Raw genomic sequence first — 21814 nt, 5'->3', positions numbered from 1 at the left:
TTTTGACCTCAGGTCATGAATCGCCCCCTGAAACTGCCCAGCCACCCCCCAGCGCCTTGTACAGGGCAATACTGGCCTGCAGCCGCGCCATGCGCAGTTGCACGTGCTGCTCCTGGGCCTGATACAGCGTGCGCTGGGTTTGCAATACCGTCAGCAGCAGCTCGGCCCCGGCGGTGTAACGGTTTTGCGCGATGTCGAAGGCCCGTTGCGCCTGTTTGAGTTCTTCGTCCTGCCACTGCCTTTGCCGGTCCAGGCCGTCGGCACTGTTGAGGGCTTTTTCGACGTCGGCCAAGGCATTGATGATGCTCCCTCGATAGGTTTGCAGCAGCTCCTGCTGGCGGGCCGTGGCCTTGTCACGTTCGGCGCCCAGGCGCCCGTTGTTGAAGATTGGCGCTGCCAGCCCGGCGGTGAGGTTGTAGAACGGACTGTGCAGGATGTCGCTGAAATGATCCGCGCCAGAGCCAATGCTGGCACTCAGGGTCAGGTTGGGCAGCATGGCGGCGCGGGCGACGGTTATATCGGCACTGGCTGCGACCAGTCTGGCTTCAGCGCTGGCGATGTCCGGGCGGCGGCTGAGCAGTTCGCCGGGCAGCCCGCTGCCAATGGTGGGCCACTGCAAGCGGGCAAAAGACGTATCGCCCATTGTCAGATTTTGTACGGGCTGGCCAAGCAGCACGGCCAGGCTGATACGCGCTTCCCGGGCCTGTTGCACAAGCAGCGGAATGAATCGTTGCTGACTGGCAACCAGGCTTTTTTGCTGGGCCAGTTCCAGGGCGGTTGCGGAGCCTGCGTCATGGCGGGTCTGTACGACGTGCAACACGCTTTGCGCATTGGCCAGATTGAGTCGGGCAATGCGCACTTGCTCATCGAGTGCCAGGGTCTGGACGTAGCTGTTGGCCACGCTACTGAGCAGGGTCAATTCGACGGTGTCGCGATCAAACTCGCTGGCCTTGAGGGTCTGTAGTGCACTGTCGTGGGCCGCGGCCTTGCCTCCCCAGAAATCCACCTCGTAGCTGGCACTCAGGCGGGTGTCGAAAGAGTCCACGGCCTTGTTGTCGTCGCGGGCATCCAGTTGGCTGTAGCCTTTGCCGCGCAGCAGTTTTTCGCGACTGGCGTTGGTGCCGAACTTCACTTCAGGCAGCAGCGGTGCCCCGGCAATCACGGCAGTGGCACGGGCCTGACGTACCCGCGCCATCGCTCCGGCCAGATCGTAGCTGTCGACCTGCGCCTGGTTGATCAGGTGATCCAGATCGGGGCTTCCAAACTGCTGCCACCATTGCCGGCTGATCTGTTGGCGGGCAAGTACGTGTGGCGCCTGCCAGGTGGCGGGAACAACCACGTCATGCGTGTCGTCAGGGGTGGAGTGGCTGCAGGCGCCCAGCAGCAGGCACACGGACAACAAGCTCAAGGACGGCTTCATCAATAGATCATTCACTGGTTAGGGCCGTGACCGGGTCGAGCCGGGCAGCTTTGCGGGCCGGCATAAAGCCGAAAATGACGCCGGTCACCAGCGCACAACCGAAGGCGCCAAGCACGGCGACCCATGAAAATGCCACGGCCACATCGCACAGCAGCAGGACGCCGCCGACGATAAAGGCCAGGGTGATGCCGGCCACACCGCCGACCACCGAGAGCATCAGGGCCTCGGTCAGGAACTGGCGCAGGATGTCGCGCTGGCGGGCGCCGGTGGCCATGCGGATACCGATCTCGCGGGTGCGCTCACGCACGGTCATCAGCATGATGTTCATCACCCCGATACCCCCCACCAGCAGAGAGATGGCGGCAATCGAACCGAGCATCAGCGACAGGGTGTTACGGGTTTTGGCTTCGGCCTGGATCATTGCCGCGTTGTTGGTGATTTCGAAATCGCGCTGGCCGTGATGCAGTTTGAGCATCAGTTGCTCGATAGCTTTTTCGGTTTGATGGACCTTGCTCGCGTCCAGTGCGGCGATCACCACGTATTCCGGGTTATGGCTGCCGAACAGGCGCACGCTGGCGGCGGAGTAGGGCACCACGATGCGTGTGTCGCTGTCCGAGTCGCCGGAGCTGGCGCCCTTTTCGGCCAGCACGCCAACGACGCGAAAAGGCACGTTCTCCAGCAGGATGTACTGGCCAATGGGGTTGGGTACATCTTTGAGCACCTTGTCGCGCACCTTTTTGCCGATCACTGCCACAGCGGCGGCGGCGTTTTCGTCGGCCTGGGTGAAGAAGCTGCCCTGGACCACGGGCCAGTTGAAAATCGCCGGAAAGTCGATGCCGTTGCCGCCGGTGTACAGGGTGTGGTCGACGTTGCCGTAACGCACGCCGATTTCGGCGCCATTGATGGGCATGATCATTTTCACCTGGGGCAAGGTCGACAGGGCGGCCACGTCATTGAGGGTGACAATGCCCAGCGGCGCCCTGGGCCTGGGCGACATGCCGCTGAGGTAAATGATGTTGGAGCCGAAGGCGCCCATTTCGGCCATCACCTGGCGCTTGCTGCCTTCGCCGACGCCTAGCATCACCACCACCGAGGCCACGCCGATGACAATGCCGAGCAAGGTCAGGGCGGTGCGGAAGCGGTTGATCCACATCACCCGCCAGGCGGCGTGAACGGCGTCGACCAGCTCGCCTTTCCAGGCGCCACGGGCTTCGCTGCCTTCATTCAGGCGCTTGCGCAGATCAATGGCCTGCAGGGCTTGGGGGTTGTCACTCACGGCAGCAGGCTGGCCGTTGGCACTGTCGCTGATGACCTCGCCGTCGCGCACTTCGATGATCCGGTTGGCCCGCGCCGCGACTTCGCGGTCGTGGGTAATCAGGATCACCACGTGGCCCTGGCTCGCCAGTTCGTCGAGCAGGGTCATGACTTCGGCGCCGCTGTGGCTGTCGAGGGCGCCGGTGGGCTCGTCCGCGAGGATGATGTGCCCGCCGTTCATCAGGGCGCGGGCGATGGACACCCGCTGTTGCTGGCCGCCGGACAGCTGGTGCGGGCGGTTGGCAGTGCGTTCGGCCAGGCCCAGGCGCTCCAGCAGGGCCGCTGCGCGGGCATGGCGTTCCGCGGCCGGGGTGCCGGCATAGATGGCCGGCATTTCGACGTTTTCCTGGGCCGAGGCCGAGGGGATCAGGTGGTAGCCCTGGAATACAAACCCAAAGGCTTCGCGGCGCAACCAGGCCAGCTCGTCGCTGTCGAGGTGGGCCACGTCTTCCCCGGCAAACAGGTAGCGCCCCGACGTCGGGCGGTCGAGACAGCCGAGGATGTTCATCAGAGTTGACTTGCCCGAACCCGAGGCGCCGACAATGGCGACGAATTCCCCGGCATGGATCGACAGGTTGATGCCCTTGAGCACGTGAACTTCAGGGGTATCGATACCGCCGTAGACTTTGCGGATGTCCTGCAGGTCGATCAGGGGAGTGGGCATTCAGCCTCCGTTGCCGGTGGCGGGGCCGATCAGCAGGTGATCGCCTTCGTTCAGACCCTCGAGGATCTCTACCCGTAAACGGTCACTGATCCCGGTGCGGATCTGGCGGGGCTCGATCTTGCCGTTTTTCGCCACGACATGGGCGCTCTGGCGGTCGTTTTCGGTGCTGCCCTGCAGGGCCACAATCGGCGCCAGCAACACATCGCGGGCCTGGCCTGCGACGAAAAATACCTGGGTGGTCATCTCGGGCATCAATGCTTGATCGGTGTTGTCGACATCCAGCAGCACGGTGTACAGCACCACGCGGGCGCTGCCGCTTTTGCTCGCGGGGCTGCCGCCGCTCTGGCTGGCCTCGTTGAGAGGTTTGGGCGGGACGGGCAGGACTTGGCGCACGGTGCTGTTCCAGCGCCGGTTGCCACCGCTCAGGGTGGTGAACCAGGCCTGCATGCCGGGTTTGACATGGCCAATATCGGCTTCCGACACCTCAGCCCAGACCGTCATCGGTGAGAGCCTGGCGATACGCAGTATCAGCGGTGTTTGCTGTTGGGCATTGAGGGTCTGGCCTTCGCGGGCATCCAGTGCCACCACGGTGCCGGACATCGGCGCATAGATGCGGGTGTAACCCAGTTCGGCCTCGTCACTGCGCAAACTGGCCCGGGCCTGGCGGATCAGGGCCTGGAACATGTCGATACGGGCCTGGGTGGTGCGCACTTCAGCCTGAGCGGCTTGCACGTCTTCGTCGCGGGTGGCGCCGCCTTTGGCCAGGTGTTGCTGGCGCTGCAATTGCTGTATTGCCAGATCGTGCAGGGCGCGTTGTTCTTGCAGCTGAGCCTGGAGGTTTTCAATGGCGAAGCGGCTGGCGTCGAGTTTGGCGGTCTGGGTGGAGGGGTCAATTTCGACCAGTAGCTGGCCTTCTTTGACCTCGGCACCGGCCTCGACGTGAATCTTGTGGATTTGCCCTGAGGCTTGCGCGCCAACGTCGACGTACTGGCGAGGCTGCAAGGTGCCGAGTGCGGTCACGCTGCTTTCAATATCGCCCCGGGTGACGGGTACGGTGTCATAGGCGTCCCGCCCCGGCGCAAGAAATGGCCAGGCTGCCAGGGCTGTGACCAGCAATAAACACAGGGTAATCAGCAGCGCACGGCGGGTCGGTCGAGGGCGTTTCATGCAGGGTTCCGGCCAATGAAAATCGGCCCGTCGTCATGCCGTTGAGCGCAATGCCCAGAGCAAACGCTGTCGTCAGGACGACAGACACGGGGAGCTGTTGAGTAAACGAGCGGTTTGGCGAGGGATTTAGGCGTTGCTGGATGCGTCTGTTACTGGATATTTCTTAGACATTTAAGCGTTCGGGTTTAAATCTATATGAGAATTACTATAAATTACATCTGCACAAGTGCCATCATCATGCCGCTGTCCCATTAGATCTGTTTCTGCGCTCATGGAGTGTTGCCGCTGCTGCTGCGGCCTGGAGTCCTGTTGGAAAACTACTATCGCGAACTGATGGGCTTTTTGAGCGCCAGGCTAGGCAATGCCCAGGCGGCCGAAGATGTGGTGCATGACGCGTATGTGCGGGTGCTGGAGCGCACCGCTGATGAGCCGATCGAGCAGCCCCGGGCATTTCTGTATCGCACCGCACTTAACCTGGTAATCGACGGCCATCGGCGCAACACCTTGCGACAGGTCGAACCTCTGGAAGTGCTGGACACCGAGGAGCGCTTTTTCAGCCCCTCGCCGCAGGTGTTGATGGATCAGGGGCAGCGCCTGGACATGATCCAGCGGGCGCTCGCCGAACTGCCGGCGGCGTGCCGCGAGTGCTTTTTGCTGCGCAAGCTCGATGGTTTGTCCCACCTTGAAATTGCCGAGCGCCTCGGGGTGTCCCGCAGCGTGGTCGAGAAGCACATCGTCAACGCCATGAAGCACTGCCGGATCCGGATTCGGCAGTGGGACAACGCCTGAAACGGGGCGAAATCTTCCTTGTCTGAACCAATCCTGAAGAACTTTCTGATTCACAAGAAGGAAGCCTTCCTACGGTTTACTCTCTAAAACGTCGGGCGTAAGCTGCCGGCGTTTTCATCAAGAGCGCAGATCTTCAGTGGGTACCTCTTCGAGCGACAGTCGTCGGCCAGTTCTAAAAAACGGCATATTCTCGGCAAGCTAGTGCGCAGATTCCCCTGCCGTTTCTTGCTGACCAGCAGAAACGGCATCTTGGCCGGGTCAGCTCTGACCCGAATCGTGAAGCCCTTTCTTCGACGCTGACATGTGTGTGACTCCGGCCGTTTGCGGCGGGTTGCAACACAGCGCATGCGCACGCCCTGCCTTTTTGGCACAGGGCCGCGCACGAGCGTACCTGCTGCGGGTGGGCATCGGCGGCACAGGAGCAGCATCATGAAACTCACCCTGAAAGAATTCTTCGCAGGCTTTCTGCGTACCCGTCACATTGGTCGGCACTTTCGGCGCCTGGCGTTGCTCGACAGCCTGAGGGACAGCACGGTCAGTCGCGAAGTCCCACCCTCGCTGGCACAAACCCTGGTGGTTGCCGCCAACAGCGACAGCGCAGTTTTGATCGATAACCTGGGTACGCACACCGACGGTCTGAGTGAGGCCGAGGTCGAAGTGCTGCGCGAGCAACACGGGCTTAATGAGGTCGAGCACGAACAGCCGCTCAGCCGCTGGGTGCACCTGTGGCACTGCTACAAAAACCCGTTCAACTTGTTGCTGACCTTGCTCGCCAGTGTCTCGCTGGCCACCGATGATATTCAGGCCGCGGTGGTGATCAGCACCATGGTGGTTCTGTCGACGTTTCTGCGTTTTTGGCAAGAGGTCAAATCCAACAAGGCGGCTGACGCGCTCAAGGAGATGGTGAGTAACACTGCCACCGTGATGCGTCGCGATTTCAGCGCCGATGCATCGCCGATGTTCGGCAAGTTCTATGGCGCGGCGCGGCAAATCAGAGGTGCGCAGCGTATTGAACTGGCGATCAAACAGTTGGTGCCGGGTGACCTGATCGTGCTGTCGGCGGGCGACATGATCCCGGCGGATTGCCGGGTGCTGAGCGCCAAGGACCTGTTTGTCAGCCAGGCGGCCATGACGGGCGAGTCGATGCCGGTCGAGAAGTTTGCGCGTCAGTTTGACAGTCAGACCAGCAACCCGCTGGAACTGGACAATATTGTGTTCATGGGGACCAACGTGGTGTCCGGTGCTGCCACTGCGGTGGTGCTGACCACGGGCAACAACACCTATTTCGGGGCGCTGGCGCAGAGGGTTGGCGCCACGGATCGCGGCGCGACTTCGTTCCAGACCGGGGTCAATAAAGTCAGCTGGTTGTTGATCCGTTTCATGTTTGTCATGGCGCCGCTGGTGCTGTTTATCAATGGGTTTACCAAGGGCGACTGGACCGAAGCCTTGCTGTTCGCACTGTCGGTGGCTGTGGGGCTGACCCCGGAAATGCTGCCAATGATTGTGACCTCGACCCTGGCCAAGGGCGCGGTGTTTTTGTCGCGTAAAAAAGTCATCGTCAAACGTCTGGACGCTATCCAGAACTTTGGCGCGATGGATGTGCTGTGCACTGACAAAACGGGCACGCTGACCCAGGACAAGATCTTTCTGGCCCGGCACGTGGATGTCTGGGGGCAGGAGTCCGATGATGTGCTGGAGATGGCTTATCTCAACAGCTACTACCAGACCGGGCTGAAAAATCTGCTCGACGTGGCGGTGCTGGAGCACGTTGAGGTTCACCGTGAACTGAACGTGGGTACGGCCTTCAGCAAGATCGATGAAATCCCCTTCGACTTCACCCGCCGACGCATGTCGGTGGTGGTGGCCGAGCAGGATCAACCCCATCTGCTGATCTGCAAGGGGGCTGTTGAAGAAGTGCTGTCAGTGTGCAAAACCGTGCGCCATGGCGAGCAGGAAGAAGCCCTGAGCGCCGAGCTGCTGGCGCGTATCCGCCAGGTGACCGCCGAGTTCAACGAAGAAGGTTTGCGGGTTGTGGCCGTGGCTGCACGGTCAATGACCGCGGGACGCGACACTTACAGCCTGGCTGACGAACAGGAACTCACGCTGATTGGCTATGTGGCCTTCCTGGACCCTCCCAAGGAAAGTACCGCGCCGGCACTCAAAGCCTTGGCCGAACACGGGGTCGCAGTAAAAGTTCTTACGGGCGATAACGAATTGGTTACTGCCAAGATCTGCCGGGAAGTGGGCCTGGAGCAGCAGGGCTTGCTGATGGGCAATGACATTGAGCGTATGAGCGATGCCGAGCTGGCGGTGGCCGTGGAAACCACCAATGTGTTCGCCAGGCTCACCCCGACGCACAAGGAACGTATCGTGCGCCTGCTCAAGGCCAACGGCCACGTGGTGGGCTTTATGGGCGACGGTATCAACGATGCACCGGCATTGCGCACGGCGGACATCGGGATTTCGGTGGACAGCGCGGTGGACATCGCCAAGGAGGCGGCCGACATCATCCTGCTGGAAAAAAGCCTGATGGTGCTGGAGGAGGGCGTGCTGGAAGGGCGCCGCACCTTCGCCAACATGCTCAAGTACATCAAGATGACGGCCAGCTCGAACTTCGGCAATGTGTTCTCGGTATTGGTGGCCAGTGCGTTTATTCCGTTCCTGCCGATGCTGCCGATGCACCTGCTGGTGCAGAACCTGCTGTATGACGTGTCACAAATTGCCATCCCGTTCGATAACGTCGATGAGGAAATGCTGAAAAAACCGCAGCGTTGGCAGCCGGCTGATGTAGGGCGCTTCATGTTGTTTTTTGGGCCCATCAGCTCGATCTTCGACATCCTGACCTTTGGCTTGATGTGGTACGTGTTCAAAGCCAACACACCCGAACACCAGACCCTGTTCCAGTCGGGCTGGTTTGTGGTCGGGCTGCTGACGCAAACCCTGATCGTGCACATGATCCGTACGCCGAAAATACCGTTTCTGCAAAGCCGTGCGGCCATGCCGTTGATGGTGATGACCGTGCTGATCATGGCGGTCGGTATCTTTCTGCCAATGGGCCCGTTGGCTGGGTACTTCAAGTTGCAGGCGTTGCCACCGCTGTACTTTGTGTTCTTGCCAATGATCCTGCTGGCGTACATGGCACTGACCCAAGCGGTGAAAGGCTTTTATATTCGAAAATTTGGCTGGCAATAGCGTTTTATACAGCGCTGATGAAGGCTGCGATTTTTTGATGTTTGCCTCTGCCCGGGCAGGTCATGAAAATCGCAGCCCGGGCTTTTTTTTCAAAAAGCCTTTGCACTGATTTAAATGTCGCTCCTAATACATTGCATTTTTTTTGCCTGTGTAAAAGTGAATAAAAGATATTTATATCTAGATCAGTGATTTAGGATTATTCCTACAAATCAGATGGCAAATTCCCTTCTCGCATGTCGTATCTGATTGGCGATCATCCGCGCCTCGATTTCTAAAGAGTTTCGGTATGTTGCGTTCTAAGAATGTAGTGCGTGGATGTGTGAGCCGTAGGAGATATCCTATACTTTGGGTGCTACTGATCAGATCGTTTTTGACGGTTTTATGCAGGCCATATCCAGTCAAAACGATATGTTTGCCCCTGATCAAAATTGATGCTCGGCTTTCTGGCAGAGGATTAAATGTATGAAAGTGTTGATTGCAGACGATCATTCACTTATTCGCTCAGCCATGAAAATACTGATGCAGAATCAAGGGTATGACGTGGTGGCAGAGGCGACTAACGGCGCCGATGCTGTTCAGTTGGCGCGCTTGCATCATGTGGACTTGATGGTTCTGGATATCACCATGCCTGGTCTGGATGGTCTGGAGGTGATCAACCGGGTCAGGGCCTCTGGGCTGAACACCCGTATTCTGGTACTGACCTCCCAATCCCCCCTGTTTTATTCACAGCGTTGCATGAAGGCCGGTGCGGCCGGGTTCATCACCAAGAGCCAGGACCTTACGGAGTTGTTGAGGGCGATCAAAGTCATCATGGACGGTTACACATTCTTTCCGTATCTGGCGGCCAGTTCAGTGCGTAACAGTGACTCAACCATGAGCGACATAGAATTGATTCAGCATCTTTCGGCGCGTGAGTTATATATTTTGCAACAGATCGCCCGAGGTTTGAGCAATAAAAAAATTGCGGAAGACATGATCTTGAGCAGTAAAACCATCAGCACTTACAAAACGCGGCTGATAGAGAAGTTGAATATAAAATCGGTCGTTTACTTGGCAGATTTTGCCAAGCGCAATGATTTAATCTAATTGAGAACGTTCTTATGGCTGGGTTTCATCGGGCTGCTACTGGTCCCGAGCCTGCCCGTTGCCGCTGCTGATCAGTCGATACAGACGCTACGCCTGTTGGGGCGTTCGAGTGTCGAGGGGTACAGCGTGGTGCTTGAACCATCGGACGGGCAATGGCTCAAGCAAAAACAGCCCTTGCGACTGGGCATTTCGGCGCCCGACTATGGTCCCTTCGATCTGGCCGTCAATGGTCAGGACTTTGAAGGGGTGACGGCCGACTACGCGCAGCTGCTATCGGAGTTGCTGCACGTCGGTATCGAGGTCAAACGTTATCCTTCCCGGCCCCAGGCGATAGAAGCGCTAAAGAGAGGCGAGTTGGACTTGCTGAGCAGCTCCAACGGTTTTGAAGCGCAAGAGCCCGCGCTGGTGCTAAGCCTGCCCTATGCCGAGGACTCGCCTGCGCTGGTCACCCGCAGCAGTAACAGGGAGCGTCCGCCCGTTGATCTGGCCGGGCTGCGTGTGGCGATGCTTGATCACTATTTACCGCCGCAAAAGGTCAAGGACTTCTACCCCAAGGCCACTTTGCAACTGTACCCCTCAACCCTCACAGCGATCGGCGCCGTGGCGTTTGGCCAGGCCGATGTCTATCTGGGGGATTTTATAAGTGCCAATTACCTGATCCACAAAAACTACTTGAACAACGTGCAACTGGCCGAGTTTTCACGGCTGGAAGACAACCCTTTCTCGTTTGCCTTGCGCCGCGATGACACCCGATTACTGCGTGTGGTCAATGCCGCGCTTGCAGAGATCCCGCCCAGTACCCGCATGACGATCCTGCGGCGCTGGAGCTCGGACGGGCCGCAGATCACTAACCCGTGGCGCTTCAACCCCAACGCCATTGAAAAACGCTGGCTGGCTGAGCACCCGCGGTTAAAGGTAGCGGTCAGTGACCAGAACCTGCCGTTGTCGTACTTTGATGAGGAGGGGCGGTTCAAGGGGCTCACGGCCGATACTCTTTCCAACATCACGGCGCGTACAGGCATTGAGTTTGAAGCGGTGCCGGTGGATTCGGTTGCGGGGTTGATTCAGATGGTCACCACGGGCAAGGCTGATGTCGTGGGTACCATCACGGCCAGTACCGCTCTAAAGAATCAGCTGCACTTTACCCGGCCTTACCTCACCACCCCTTTTGTGCTGGTGATCCCTGTCGGCGCCGAGAACTCCGAAACACTGGACGAGATGGCGGGCCAACGCGTGGTGTTGGTGCCTGGCAGTGGGCTGCGCGACTTTATTCTGCTCCGCTACCCGGATGTTCAGATTACGGAGGCAAACAACTCGACGCAGGCCATGAATATGGTGGTCGAGGGCGAGGCGGATGCCATGATCGGAACGCTGATCAGTGCGCGCTATTTGATCTCGCGCCGTTTTGCCAAGCAGTTGCATATCAGCAGTACGGTGGGCACGCAGCCGGAGCAAATCGGATTTGCCATTACCCACGAAGACCCTCTGATGAACTCGATTATGGACAAGGCCTTGCTCAGTATCACCCCGGGGGAAATGAGTGAGTTGACCAGTCGCTGGCGCACGGAGATGCCGGCAACTGAGAGCTACTGGTTGCGCAATCGTGCCGCGATTTTTCAGGGGTTCTCCATCGCTGCGGCTTTGCTGTTGGTGGCGCTGGCATGGATTATCTATTTGCGCCGGGTCATGGCCAGGCGTCAGCAATTGATGGACGAGTTGCAAGTCGCCAAGCAAAGCGCCGATGAAGCCAACCGGACGAAAACCACGTTCCTGGCAACCATGAGCCATGAAATACGCACGCCAATGAATGCGGTGATCGGCATGCTTGAGCTGGCCATGAAAAAAGCCGATCAAGGCGTCATGGATCGCTTTGCCATTGAAGTGGCGTCGGTGTCTGCCCGGGAGCTGCTCGATCTGATCGGCGATATTCTGGATATCGCGCGCATTGAGTCTGGCCATCTGTCCCTGAGCCCCAAACGATCCAATATCAAGTCCCTGATAGAGGCCGTGGCGCGCATGTTTGACGGCCTGGCCCGGCAGAAGCATTTGAGCCTGGTGTGTGAGCTGAGCCCGGCGGCAGATGTCGATGTTCTGATCGATCCGATTCGTTTTAAACAGATCGTTTCCAACCTGTTGAGCAATGCCATCAAGTTCACCCGCAAGGGCGAAGTGCGGCTGATGTTGAGGATGCTGCCCGGTCACGATGCACAGCATGTAACGATCGGCTTGTGCATAGAGGACACGGGCGTGGGTATTTCTGATGAAGACCAGCGTCGCTTGTTCAGCCCGTTTGTCCAGGCCAGTAACAACACTCAATCGGCACGCACGGGGTCGGGTTTGGGGTTGGTGATCAGCCGGGAGCTGTGCGAAATGATGGGGGGGCAATTGCACCTGAGCAGCGTGGAGGGGAGCGGTACCCAGGTCGAGGTCGTGATGGTGGTGCCGCTGCTTGAGCCTGAAGAACAGACGGTTGAGGCCGAGGAGCAAGCTCCGGCCAGTACCCGCTCGCTGAATGTGCTGGTAGTGGATGACTACCCGGCTAACCGGATGTTACTGGCCCAGCAACTGAGTTTTCTGGGGCACCGCGTAACAGACGCTGAAAACGGGGCCTTGGGCCTGGCGGCGTGGCAGCAGGGGAGCTTCGATGTGCTGATCACTGATTGCACCATGCCGGTCATGAACGGCTATGAGCTGGCGCGTGCGGTGCGGTCCGAGGAGGCTGCGCTGGCGCGGGTGCCGTGCCTTATTTTCGGTTTTACCGCCAACGCTCAACCGGAAGAAGTTGAGCGTTGCCGAGAGGCCGGAATGGATCAGTGCCTGTTCAAGCCCATCAGCTTGAAGGACCTGAGTGCCTGCCTGGCGTCGGGTCTGACGCAGATTGCCATACCGGGAGCTGGCGATAAGCTTGACGGGCAGGTGGACGAGATTGATCTGACGTATCTCAGGCAATTGAGTCAAGGCGATGACCAGTTGATTCACAAGCTGCTCGCCGAGCTGTCGAGCAGTAATCGCCAGGATCTCGCCACCCTGATTGAACTGTTTGTGAAGGATGACTTCCAGGGCCTGGCTGCGTTGGCGCATGGCGTCAAAGGGGGGGGGGCGGCTTATTCAGGCGAACACAATGATTGAGTGTTGCGAGCAATTGGAGGCGGTATGCCTCGCGGGTGATTCAGAACGTCTTGCCGCCGCTGTTGATGCCTTGCACAGCAGCATGGAGCAACTGGGTGACGAATTGGACCGTTACGCTCAAGCCAGTGAGTGACATAAATGATGAGGCCAGAATGCCAACTAAATCATTACGAATACTGATTGCCGATGCCGATCCGGAACAGGCCCTGCACATAGAACGGGCGCTGAATATTCTGGGCTATTACCGGATCGCGCCCTTGTACAACCCTGAGGCATTAGTGAGCCTGAGCAATGCACGTACGGCTGAATACGACGTGCTGCTGATCAACCAGGAGATGGCGGGAGTGGGCGTCGCGGATGAAGACGGGTTCCGCAAGGATAACTCGCAGTTCCGCCATGTACTGATTTATGCCGATGCCGACCGTTTCGTGAATCAGCTTACCGGGCTGATGCAGACGCTGGATACGTCGCCCTGATACGGGACTTGTCTGAATCGCCTGGCCCGCGCTAATGTCTGGGGCTGTCAAAAGCAGACACTAATGGCCTGGTTCGTCGAGGGATACGCGTAATGTCGCAAGTTGTGGTAGTGCAAGCAGACTATTCAAACCCGGTTCATGCCCAGGCGTTGAGGGACGTATTGAACCATTACGCCACTGATCCCATGGGCGGCGGTGAAGCGTTGTCGCCGCAAGTGCTGGAGCAGTTGCCGGCAGAGCTTGCCAGGCGCCCCCACGCATTCAGTGTGCTGGCGTTCGTCGACGGCGAGGCGGCAGGTCTGGTGAACTGTTTTGAGGGGTTTTCTACCTTTGCCGGCAAGCCCCTGGTCAACGTCCATGACGTGTCGGTGTCCGGGGCGTTTCGCGGCCTTGGCCTGAGCCAGAAAATGCTGCTCAAGGTTGAAGAAATTGCCCGTGAGCGCGGCTGCTGCAAGATCACCCTCGAAGTGCTTGAGGGCAACCCGGTGGCTCAGGGTTCCTATCGCAAGTTCGGTTTCAGCGAAGGGCAGCTCGACCCGGCCTACGGGCGCATGCTGTTCTGGAACAAATACCTGTAAACCCCCGTGCAACCGCTGGCGCAGCTTGCGGCAGCGGTTGCAAAAGCGCGTTCAGTTGGCGGGTTACAACGTCCACTCCAGGCCGACACTCAGCGTGCGTGGTTCGCCCCAGAACACGCCGTTATAGAAACCGACGTTTTCGTAGTACTTCTGATCGAGCAGGTTCTTGACGTTCAGATTAGCCGAGACATGCTCGTCGAATTTGTAGCGGGCCATCAGGTCGACCAGGGTGTAGGACTTTTGGGTGATGTCTTCTTTGAAGGTGATCGGGTCGCCGTCTGCATCTTTCCCGCCGGTAGGGCGATTCGCCGCGCGATAGATATCGCTTTGCCAATTGACGGCAGCTCCCACGGTCATGGCGTTCCATTCGCCGGGCAGGCGGTAGGTGCTGGAGATCTTGAGCAGATTCAGCGGCGACGCAGTATTCATGCGCTGGCCTGCGGCGTTGCGCGAATGGGTGTAGGTGTAGCCGGCGATCATGTTCCAGTCACGCATGACCTCACCGGCCAACTCGACCTCAAAGCCATTGATCTTGTTGCCCTTGCCTCCGGATTTGTAATATTGCTCGCCTCTGGGGCCGCGTGGCACTGAATCGTCGATTTCCGGTACGTTGTCCTGCTTGCTCCAGAACACAGCCGTGGACAGGTTGAGGCGCTCTTGCAGGAAGCTGCCCTTCAAACCCAGCTCATAATTACTGCCCACCACCGGCTCAAGATACGCAGCGCCAGCGTCCTTGCTGGTTGTAGGTTTGAAGATGTCGGTGTAGCTCGCGTAGGCCGTCAATTCGTCGGTGAAGTCATACAGCAGGCCAGCGTAAGGCGTGATGATGTCGTTTTGTGTTTGGGTGACTTTCGTGTGCTTGAGGGCGCCCGGGTTTTGCTTATCGAACACGGTTTCGGCGTTGGAGCTTTTCCAGCTGCCATAGCGGGTGCCGAGCACGGCATGCCATTCATCTGTCAGGTTGAAGCGAGTGGCCAGGTAGCCGGACTTTTGCTTGACGATGTTTTGGCTGCCTTCAATGCCGGAGTTCAGATCCTGATACTTGGGAATCGAGCTCATGTCTTGCCAATCGGGAATGTTGTAGTAATCGTCCGGATTCAGGTCAACCATCAGCGGCGAGGTGTTGTCGTTCTTGGCCTGGCCGTAACCCACCATCAACTCGTGGTCTCGCCCGAACAAGGGGTAAGTGCCCGAGATGTTGACGTCGATGGCGGTCATTTTTTCTTCGCCGATGAAATGGCTGCTATAGGCCGACATGCCCGTGCCATCGGCATTGGGAAAACCGCCCCCTGCGTAATAAACCTTGCCTTCGGCATCACTGGTGCGATGGGTGTAGGCCGCTTTCAGGTGCCAGTCATTGGACAGTTGCTGGTCGAGAGTGGCGAAGGCCGTTTTGTCCTTCATCGGCCATGAACTCCAGGAGGTGGCGAGGTTGGTCGAACGGCCAAAATTGGCTTTGTCGCCCGTGCCGGTCCAGTAGGGCGTGGTCCCCCAGGACGAACCCTTTACCTGTTTGTCCTGGTAGTCATAACCCACAGCCAGGACGGTGGTGTCGGTCAGGTCGGCTTCCAGGATGCCGTAGGCCACTTCACGCTTGAGTGCGTAGTTATCGCGAAACGATTTGCTGTCGCGATAGGCCAGCACAGACCGCCCGCGCAAACGCCCGTCGAAAGCCAGCGGGCCGCCCACATCGACATAGCTGTAATAGTCATCGTAACTGCCACCCGTGGCGCCGGCTTTGGCCCGCAACTCGTGGGTCGGGCGCTTGCGGATCATATTGATGGTGCCGGACGGATCGCCCGCGCCGGTGGTCAAACCGGTGGCGCCACGCACCACTTCAATGCGGTCGTAGATGATGGTATCGGCATCAGTCTTCATAAAACTGAAGGTGTTGAGCATCCCGTCAATCTGGAAATTGGAGATGGTGTAGCCCCGGGACGAATAACTGACCCGGTCCGAGTCGTTGTGCTGCACCACAATGCCCGTGGTATGGCGCATGGCCTCGGTCAGGGTATTGAGGTTGAAGTCGTCCATCTCCTGGCGGGTGACGACTGAGATCGACTGCGGGGTTTCGCGAATACTCAGGTTGAGTTTGGTCGCGGTGCTGGTCGAGCCCGTGGTGTAGGAACCGGTATTTTCTGTGGTCGCACCCAGGCCCTGGGCGGTGATGCTGGTACTGCCCAGCTCCAGTGAGCGGGAGGTCTTTTCGGCGTCTTCCTGCTCGGTGTCTGCCAGCAATTGCGGGCTGATGGCGCTGCTGATAAGACCGAGGGTCAGGGTCATGGAACGGGTGATTGGCGCGAACATCGCTGCCGACTCCTTGTCGTTGTTATGAAGTTGTCTAGTGCTTCAAACGAATGACAAGGAGTGGAGTTAAGGAGAATAGGAATTATTTACTGTTTTAGTGGCGCAAGCAGGAGGGGCGCTAATGGCGCCCCGCGAGTGCTTTACTGGTTGGCCACATTCCCCTGGATGGGGGCTTTTGGCTTGAGCAGGCTGAAGTCGATCAGGGCCTTTTGCGGGCGCGAGTAAGGATCGCCAATCAGTTGCGGGCGGGCGACAAACTGGTCGCTGACCAGGCTCTTCTTGTCGTCCAGTTCGTCGGCACTCAAGCCTGCCAGGTCAGTCCAGGTATGGATGAACTGCGAGCTGCTGTATGGGCGGCTGAGGTCGCTGGCGAAATTCCAGGCATGGCTTTCACGCCATTTTGGTGAGGCCCAGGCCATAAACGGAATGGTGTACATCGGTGCTGTCGGTTTGGCTTCATTACGGCCAAGGGTCGAGTGGCCGACCGAGTCGAAGACGTCTTCGCCGTGGTCGGACAGGTACAGCAGGAAGCCGTTGGGATCGGTCTTGGCGAAGTCCTTGATCAGGCTCGACACCACGAAGTCGTTATACAAAACGGCGTTGTCATAGCTGTTGTACGTCGGTACCTGGTCATCGGTCAGCCCGGCTGGCACGCCGTTACGGTCGACAAACTTGTCGAAGGTCGGCGGGTAACGGTACTGGTAGCTCATGTGGGTGCCGAGCAGGTGAATCACGATCAACTTGCGCGGGGCGCTGTCGGCCAGGATCTTGTTGAACGGCTCAATCACGTCGCCGTCGTACTGGCGGGCGTTCTGGTTGCGGTTGTTGTTGAGGTAGACCTGCTGATCAGCCTGCTCGGAGAACGTGGTGAGCATGGTGTTGCGCTTGGTCATGGTCTGCTGGTTGGTCACCCAGAAGGTTTTGTAACCGGCTTGCTTCATCACGCTGACCAGTGACGGGGTACTGAGGTACAGGTCAGGGTTTTCTTCGTCAGCAAAGGTCAGCACTTGTTGCAGTGCTTCGATGGTGTAAGGGCGCGGTGTCACGACGTTGTCGAAGATTGCCAGTTGATCACGCAATTTATCGAGGTTGGGTGTGGTCTCGCGCGGGTAGCCATAGAGGCTCATGCGCTGGCGGTTGGTGGACTCGCCAATGATCAGCACCAGCGTAGTGGGCTTGCCGGCTTCACTGTCCTTGAGGTTGGTCAGGGGCGGGATTTTGCTGGCGCTGGCGAGCATGCCTTGCATGTTGTCCAGCTGCTCCAGGTAACGGCGATAAGCTACAACCATCTGCCATGGCACGGCGGGTTCTACACGGCTTTCAAAGCTTTCCATGGCATTGGCGAAGTTGTCGTGCTTGATCGTTTGTTTGATCAGCGGATAACCGACAACAGCTACCAGCAAGCCGATGGCAATGGCCCAGGCTTGCACGCGGGGCAAGTACACCGGGCGCAGGCGGGTCCAGAGGAACACGGCGAAAGCGGTATGCGCCAGGAATGCCAGAACCATCCACCAGGCAAAGTACTGGGTCATGTACTCGCCCGCTTCAGAGATGTTCGATTCGAACATGATGAAGATGACGCTTTGCGAGAATTCTTGCTGATAGATAAAGAAGTAGCCAAGGCTGGCCATGGAGCAGGCCCACAGCATGACGCCGATAACAGCGGCCATTACGCGGGTGTGCTTGGGAAACATCAGCATCGGGGCCAGCCAGATGGCGCTCATTACGAAGGCCTGGCGAAACCCTGAAAATCCGGAGGTGCCCGTCAGCTGGATCAGCAGTTGGGTGATGCCGGAGAAGTACCAAAAGAACAGGAACAGCCAGCCCAGGCCCGCCCAGTCGAAACCCTTCGCAGATGTGTTACTGCGTTTAAACATCCCCATACAGCGCTCCAGCCTGATTACTACTTGAATGGTTGGTGCCGTGTAGCCCGGCACAACACATGAGTACTGCCTCAATAAAGAGCAGCCACAAAGTGTTGAAGTATCGCGAAGTGCATGTGAAAACTTTGTCGCGAATGACGGCCCGGGAAGGCGCTGCGCAGTTGCGCGGGGGTGGGTTGCTGTGCTTTAGGGGGCTCAATGGCGCTGTCATGGGCCCCAATGACCATAACTTTTGGGTTCTTTAGTGCCTCGTCCGTCTGTTGAGTGTATTGAATCGGGAATCTGGCCTTCAGCTTGTGCGAAACTATGCACCATGTGTCAGGACTAATCTTGGCCGGGCACCTTGAGCAATGCTGCACTAAGGTGCTGTACACCTATTTATTTGTCGTTGGGAGCAACAGTACATGCAGTTGGGAATTATTGGGTTGGGCCGTATGGGTGGGAACATCGCACGGCGTCTGATGCTCAATGGGCATACAACCGTGGTTTTTGACCGCAATACCGACTTTGTCAGTGCTCTGGAACAGGAAGGCGCCACAGGCGTTGCTGATTTGCCAGCGCTGGTCGCAGGCCTGGCCAAACCCCGCGCTGTATGGGTGATGCTGCCTTCCGGTGCACCGACCGAAGACACCATCGAGACCTTGAGCCAGCTGCTGGACGCCGATGACATCATCATTGATGGCGGCAACACCTTCTACAAAGATGACATTCGTCGTTCGCAGTCGCTGGCCGAAAAGGGCATTCAGTACGTTGACGTCGGTACATCGGGTGGAGTTTGGGGCCTGGAACGCGGTTACTGCATGATGATTGGCGGTGACACCGCAGTGGTTAAACACCTGGACCCGCTGTTCGCTGCTCTGGCACCGGGCATGGGTGATATCCCGCGCACCAAGGACCGTGTTTCGGACGATGATCGCGCTGAGCGCGGTTATATCCATGCAGGTCCTGCGGGCGCGGGGCACTTCGTCAAGATGGTGCATAACGGCATTGAGTACGGCCTGATGCAGGCTTACGCCGAAGGCTTCAACCTGATGAAGATGAAAGGTGGCGAGAACCTGCCGCAAGAACAGCGTTTTGACCTGAACCTGGGTGATATCGCCGAAGTATGGCGCCGTGGCAGCGTGGTTTCGTCCTGGCTGCTGGACTTGACCGCCGATGCACTGGCCACTGATGAGCCGTTGAACGGCTACTCGGGTGCCGTGGCGGACAGCGGTGAAGGTCGCTGGACCATCGAAGCTGCCATGGAGCAATCGACACCGGTGCCTGTGTTGTCGCAGGCCTTGTTTGCCCGCTACAGTTCACGCCAGCAAAGCCTCTATGGCGACAAATTGTTGTCGGCCATGCGCTTTGGTTTCGGCGGCCACGTGGAGACGCCTAAAAAATGACCGAACTGTCCAGTAAACCCGCCGCCAAGCCGGCACCGCCCACCACGCTGTTTTTGTTTGGTGCCCACGGTGACCTGGTCAAGCGCTTGCTCATGCCCGCGCTGTACAACTTGAGTCGTGACGGTTTGCTGGACGATGGCCTGCGCATTGTGGGCGTTGACCACAATGCGATCAGTGATGAAGGTTTTGCCAAAAAGCTGGAGGACTTCATCCGTACTGAAGCCGCCAGCAAAGTGGATCATCCTGAAGGGCAGGGCTTGAATGCCGATTTATGGGCCTCGCTGGCCAGGAACATCAGCTATGTGCAGGGCGACTTTCTGGATGACAGCACCTATGAGGCGCTGGAACAGAAAATCATCGCCAGCGGCACCGGCAATGCGGTGTTCTACCTGGCCACTGCGCCACGCTTTTTTAGCGAAGTAGTGCAGCGGCTGGGCGCCAGCGGGTTGCTCAAAGAAACCCCGCAAGCGTTTCGGCGGGTAGTCATTGAAAAACCTTTTGGCTCTGACGTGCCAACAGCGCAAGCATTGAATGCGTGCCTGCTTGATGTCATGAGCGAGAAGCAGATCTACCGGATTGACCATTATCTGGGCAAGGAAACCGTTCAGAACATCCTGGTCAGCCGTTTCTCCAACGGGCTTTTCGAAGCTTTCTGGAACAATCATTACATTGATCATGTGCAGATCACGGCGGCAGAAACCGTCGGGGTCGAGACACGTGGCAGTTTTTACGAACACACCGGCGCCTTGCGCGATATGTTGCCCAACCACTTGTTTCAACTGCTGGCGATGGTGGCGATGGAGCCGCCCGCAGCTTTTGGGGCGGATGCGGTGCGCGGTGAAAAGGCCAAGGTCATTGGCGCGATTCGCCCGTGGTCAAAAGCAGATGCGCTGAAAAACTCCGTACGCGGGCAGTACACCCAGGGTGAGTCCGGCGGCAAGCCGGTCGTGGGGTATCGCGAAGAAAACAACGTGGCGGCCGACAGTAACACCGAGACCTTTGTGGCGCTCAAGGTGATGATCGACAACTGGCGCTGGGTGGGTGTGCCGTTTTACCTGCGCACCGGCAAACGCATGAGTGCGCGCGACACTGAAATCGCAATCTGCTTCAAGCCCGCGCCTTATGCGCAGTTTCGCGATACCGATGTTGAGCGGTTACAGCCCAACTATTTGCGTATCCAGATCCAGCCCAACGAAGGAATGTGGTTTGACCTTCAGGCCAAGCGCCCGGGGCCGGGTCTGCAAATGGCCAATATCGCGCTGGGGTTTGCGTACAAGGACTTCTTCGAAATGCAGCCCTCTACAGGCTACGAGACGTTGATTTACGACTGCCTGACCGGTGATCAGACCTTGTTTCAGCGTGCTGACAATATTGAAAACGGTTGGCGTGGCGTGCAGCCTTTTCTGGATGCATGGCGCGAACATACTGATGTACAACCGTATAAAGCCGGAGAAGATGGCCCGCAGGCGGCCAAAGAACTGCTGGCTCGCGATGGTCGCGTCTGGCTCGACATAGGATGAGTGACGTGAAGCAAGACTCCATTCAACTGGTGCTGTGTGACATGGATGGCACCTTGCTATTGCCTGACCATACCCTTAGCCCTCGAAATCTGGCAGCAGTCAAAGCGCTGCAAGCGGCGGGCATTTACTTCACGCTGGCTTCCGGGCGCCCGCCCAGAGCCATGCGCGGGATCATCGAGCAGTTAGGCATTGAACTGCCGGTCGCGGGATTCAACGGTGGGCTGCTGGTTAATGCGGATGGCGAGTACCTGCAATCCCACCATGTGCCGCATGAGGCGGTGATCAAAACACTGGCCCTCCTGGCTGAGCATGAGGTTGAAGTCTGGCTGTTTGTGGATGATCAATGGCTGGTGCGCGATCCTTCGGGCGAGATGGTACCCAGGGAACAGCACGGTCTGGGGTATGCGCCGCAAGTGGTTGAGAGCTTTGAGCCCTATCTGCACCAGGTGCACAAGATCGTAGCCACCTGCCTCAATGCGCCGTTGTTGATTGAGCTGGAGCAGCGCTTGCAGCCCTTGTTGAGCGGGCTTGCCGTAGCCAGTCGCTCCCAGGCCTGTTACCTGGACATCACCGCCCTTAAAGCCAACAAAGGCGATGCGCTCGTGACCCTGGCCGATTTTTTGAACGTGCCGTTGTCTTGCACGGCGGCCATTGGTGATGGCGGTAATGATCCTGCCATGTTCCACCGGGCCGGGCTGTCGATTGCCATGGGTCAGGCTCCGGAAGACATTCGCAAGCAGGCCATGCAAGTCACAGCCAGCAATGTCGAAGACGGCGTCGCGCAGGCGATCGAGCGTTTCATTCTCTAGGTCATTTTGTCCGTATTTTGGCGCAATCACGGCCTGCCTGATGCCTGTAAGGCTTGTTATAGTCCGCCGCTCATTGACCGGTGACGGCGCCCACA

13 protein-coding genes and 1 pseudogene are annotated in these 21814 nt (G+C 58.2%); 9 read left to right on the top strand and 5 right to left on the bottom strand.

The window, feature by feature from the left end:
* Positions 1 to 13: 13 nt before the first annotated feature.
* The 3 genes from BLW11_RS20480 to BLW11_RS20470 are packed head-to-tail and all read right to left on the bottom strand — an operon-like array spanning position 14 to position 4565.
* On the bottom strand, positions 14 to 1420 hold the full coding sequence (locus tag BLW11_RS20480) for an efflux transporter outer membrane subunit (protein ID WP_048359575.1): 1407 nt from the start codon (positions 1418 to 1420) through the stop codon (positions 14 to 16).
* Positions 1421 to 1427: 7 nt separating this feature from the next.
* The gene (locus BLW11_RS20475) at positions 1428 to 3398 is read right to left on the bottom strand and encodes a MacB family efflux pump subunit (protein WP_048359574.1); all 1971 of its coding nucleotides are present in this window, start codon (positions 3396 to 3398) and stop codon (positions 1428 to 1430) included.
* Positions 3399 to 4565, bottom strand: coding sequence for an efflux RND transporter periplasmic adaptor subunit (locus BLW11_RS20470; RefSeq protein WP_048359573.1), 1167 nt, complete (start codon positions 4563 to 4565; stop codon positions 3399 to 3401).
* A 309-nt stretch (positions 4566 to 4874) separates the two neighbouring features.
* On the opposite strand from BLW11_RS20470, the gene BLW11_RS20465 reads away from it, so the two are divergent.
* The 6 genes and pseudogenes from BLW11_RS20465 to BLW11_RS20440 all read left to right on the top strand — a co-directional run bounded on the left by BLW11_RS20465 (position 4875) and on the right by BLW11_RS20440 (position 13815).
* The gene (locus BLW11_RS20465) at positions 4875 to 5354 is read left to right on the top strand and encodes a sigma-70 family RNA polymerase sigma factor (protein ID WP_048360176.1); all 480 of its coding nucleotides are present in this window, start codon (positions 4875 to 4877) and stop codon (positions 5352 to 5354) included.
* Between the two features lie 429 nt (positions 5355 to 5783).
* Positions 5784 to 8546, top strand: coding sequence for a magnesium-translocating P-type ATPase (gene mgtA / locus BLW11_RS20460; protein ID WP_048359572.1), 2763 nt, complete (start codon positions 5784 to 5786; stop codon positions 8544 to 8546).
* Positions 8547 to 9008: 462 nt separating this feature from the next.
* Entirely contained in the window at positions 9009 to 9632 is a 624-nt protein-coding gene (locus BLW11_RS20455; protein WP_048359571.1) for a response regulator transcription factor, read from the top strand.
* Positions 9633 to 12894 (top strand): annotated as a pseudogene (locus BLW11_RS20450) (transporter substrate-binding domain-containing protein).
* A 19-nt stretch (positions 12895 to 12913) separates the two neighbouring features.
* Positions 12914 to 13237 (top strand): ANTAR domain-containing protein, encoded by a 324-nt coding sequence (locus BLW11_RS20445; RefSeq protein ID WP_048359570.1) that lies wholly within the window; start codon positions 12914 to 12916, stop codon positions 13235 to 13237.
* A 92-nt stretch (positions 13238 to 13329) separates the two neighbouring features.
* Positions 13330 to 13815, top strand: a complete 486-nt coding sequence (locus BLW11_RS20440) for a GNAT family N-acetyltransferase (RefSeq protein WP_048359569.1) — start codon at positions 13330 to 13332, stop codon at positions 13813 to 13815.
* Between the two features lie 63 nt (positions 13816 to 13878).
* Here BLW11_RS20440 and BLW11_RS20435 read toward each other — a convergent pair whose 3' ends face one another.
* Positions 13879 to 16122 carry a TonB-dependent siderophore receptor gene (locus tag BLW11_RS20435; protein WP_048359568.1) on the bottom strand — a complete coding sequence of 748 codons (2244 nt, stop codon included), beginning with the start codon at positions 16120 to 16122 and terminating at the stop codon, positions 13879 to 13881.
* Positions 16123 to 16262: 140 nt separating this feature from the next.
* Positions 16263 to 18005 carry a phosphoethanolamine transferase CptA gene (locus tag BLW11_RS20430; RefSeq protein ID WP_048359567.1) on the bottom strand — a complete coding sequence of 581 codons (1743 nt, stop codon included), beginning with the start codon at positions 18003 to 18005 and terminating at the stop codon, positions 16263 to 16265.
* 404 nt (positions 18006 to 18409) lie between these two features.
* Here BLW11_RS20430 and gnd point away from each other — a divergent pair, with 404 nt between their 5' ends.
* The 3 genes from gnd to BLW11_RS20415 are packed head-to-tail and all read left to right on the top strand — an operon-like array spanning position 18410 to position 21719.
* On the top strand, positions 18410 to 19390 hold the full coding sequence (gene gnd, locus BLW11_RS20425; protein ID WP_048359566.1) for a phosphogluconate dehydrogenase (NAD(+)-dependent, decarboxylating): 981 nt from the start codon (positions 18410 to 18412) through the stop codon (positions 19388 to 19390).
* Complete coding sequence (gene zwf, locus BLW11_RS20420; protein WP_048359565.1) at positions 19387 to 20910, top strand: glucose-6-phosphate dehydrogenase; 1524 nt, start codon at positions 19387 to 19389, stop codon at positions 20908 to 20910. The genes gnd and zwf overlap by 4 nt, the downstream gene beginning before the upstream one ends.
* A complete protein-coding gene (locus BLW11_RS20415; protein WP_048359564.1) occupies positions 20907 to 21719 on the top strand; it encodes a Cof-type HAD-IIB family hydrolase in 813 nt (270 codons plus the stop codon). The genes zwf and BLW11_RS20415 overlap by 4 nt, the downstream gene beginning before the upstream one ends.
* Positions 21720 to 21814 lie beyond the last annotated feature (95 nt).

Source organism: Pseudomonas deceptionensis (assembly GCF_900106095.1).
GTDB classification, from domain to species: domain Bacteria; phylum Pseudomonadota; class Gammaproteobacteria; order Pseudomonadales; family Pseudomonadaceae; genus Aquipseudomonas; species Aquipseudomonas deceptionensis.
This window is presented reverse-complemented; position numbering and strand designations above follow the sequence as displayed.

Bases quoted from the DNA above. Each gene is read 5' to 3' on its own strand.
- BLW11_RS20470 (WP_048359573.1), bottom strand. From the start codon at position 4,565: ATGAAACGCCCTCGACCGACCCGCCGTGCGCTGCTGATTACCCTGTGT.
- BLW11_RS20440 (WP_048359569.1), top strand. From the start codon at position 13,330: ATGTCGCAAGTTGTGGTAGTGCAAGCAGACTATTCAAACCCGGTTCAT.
- BLW11_RS20475 (WP_048359574.1), bottom strand. From the start codon at position 3,398: ATGCCCACTCCCCTGATCGACCTGCAGGACATCCGCAAAGTCTACGGC.
- gnd (WP_048359566.1), top strand. From the start codon at position 18,410: ATGCAGTTGGGAATTATTGGGTTGGGCCGTATGGGTGGGAACATCGCA.
- BLW11_RS20445 (WP_048359570.1), top strand. From the start codon at position 12,914: ATGCCAACTAAATCATTACGAATACTGATTGCCGATGCCGATCCGGAA.
- BLW11_RS20455 (WP_048359571.1), top strand. From the start codon at position 9,009: ATGAAAGTGTTGATTGCAGACGATCATTCACTTATTCGCTCAGCCATG.
- BLW11_RS20480 (WP_048359575.1), bottom strand. From the start codon at position 1,420: ATGAAGCCGTCCTTGAGCTTGTTGTCCGTGTGCCTGCTGCTGGGCGCC.
- BLW11_RS20435 (WP_048359568.1), bottom strand. From the start codon at position 16,122: ATGTTCGCGCCAATCACCCGTTCCATGACCCTGACCCTCGGTCTTATC.
- zwf (WP_048359565.1), top strand. From the start codon at position 19,387: ATGACCGAACTGTCCAGTAAACCCGCCGCCAAGCCGGCACCGCCCACC.
- BLW11_RS20415 (WP_048359564.1), top strand. From the start codon at position 20,907: ATGAGTGACGTGAAGCAAGACTCCATTCAACTGGTGCTGTGTGACATG.
- BLW11_RS20430 (WP_048359567.1), bottom strand. From the start codon at position 18,005: ATGGGGATGTTTAAACGCAGTAACACATCTGCGAAGGGTTTCGACTGG.
- mgtA (WP_048359572.1), top strand. From the start codon at position 5,784: ATGAAACTCACCCTGAAAGAATTCTTCGCAGGCTTTCTGCGTACCCGT.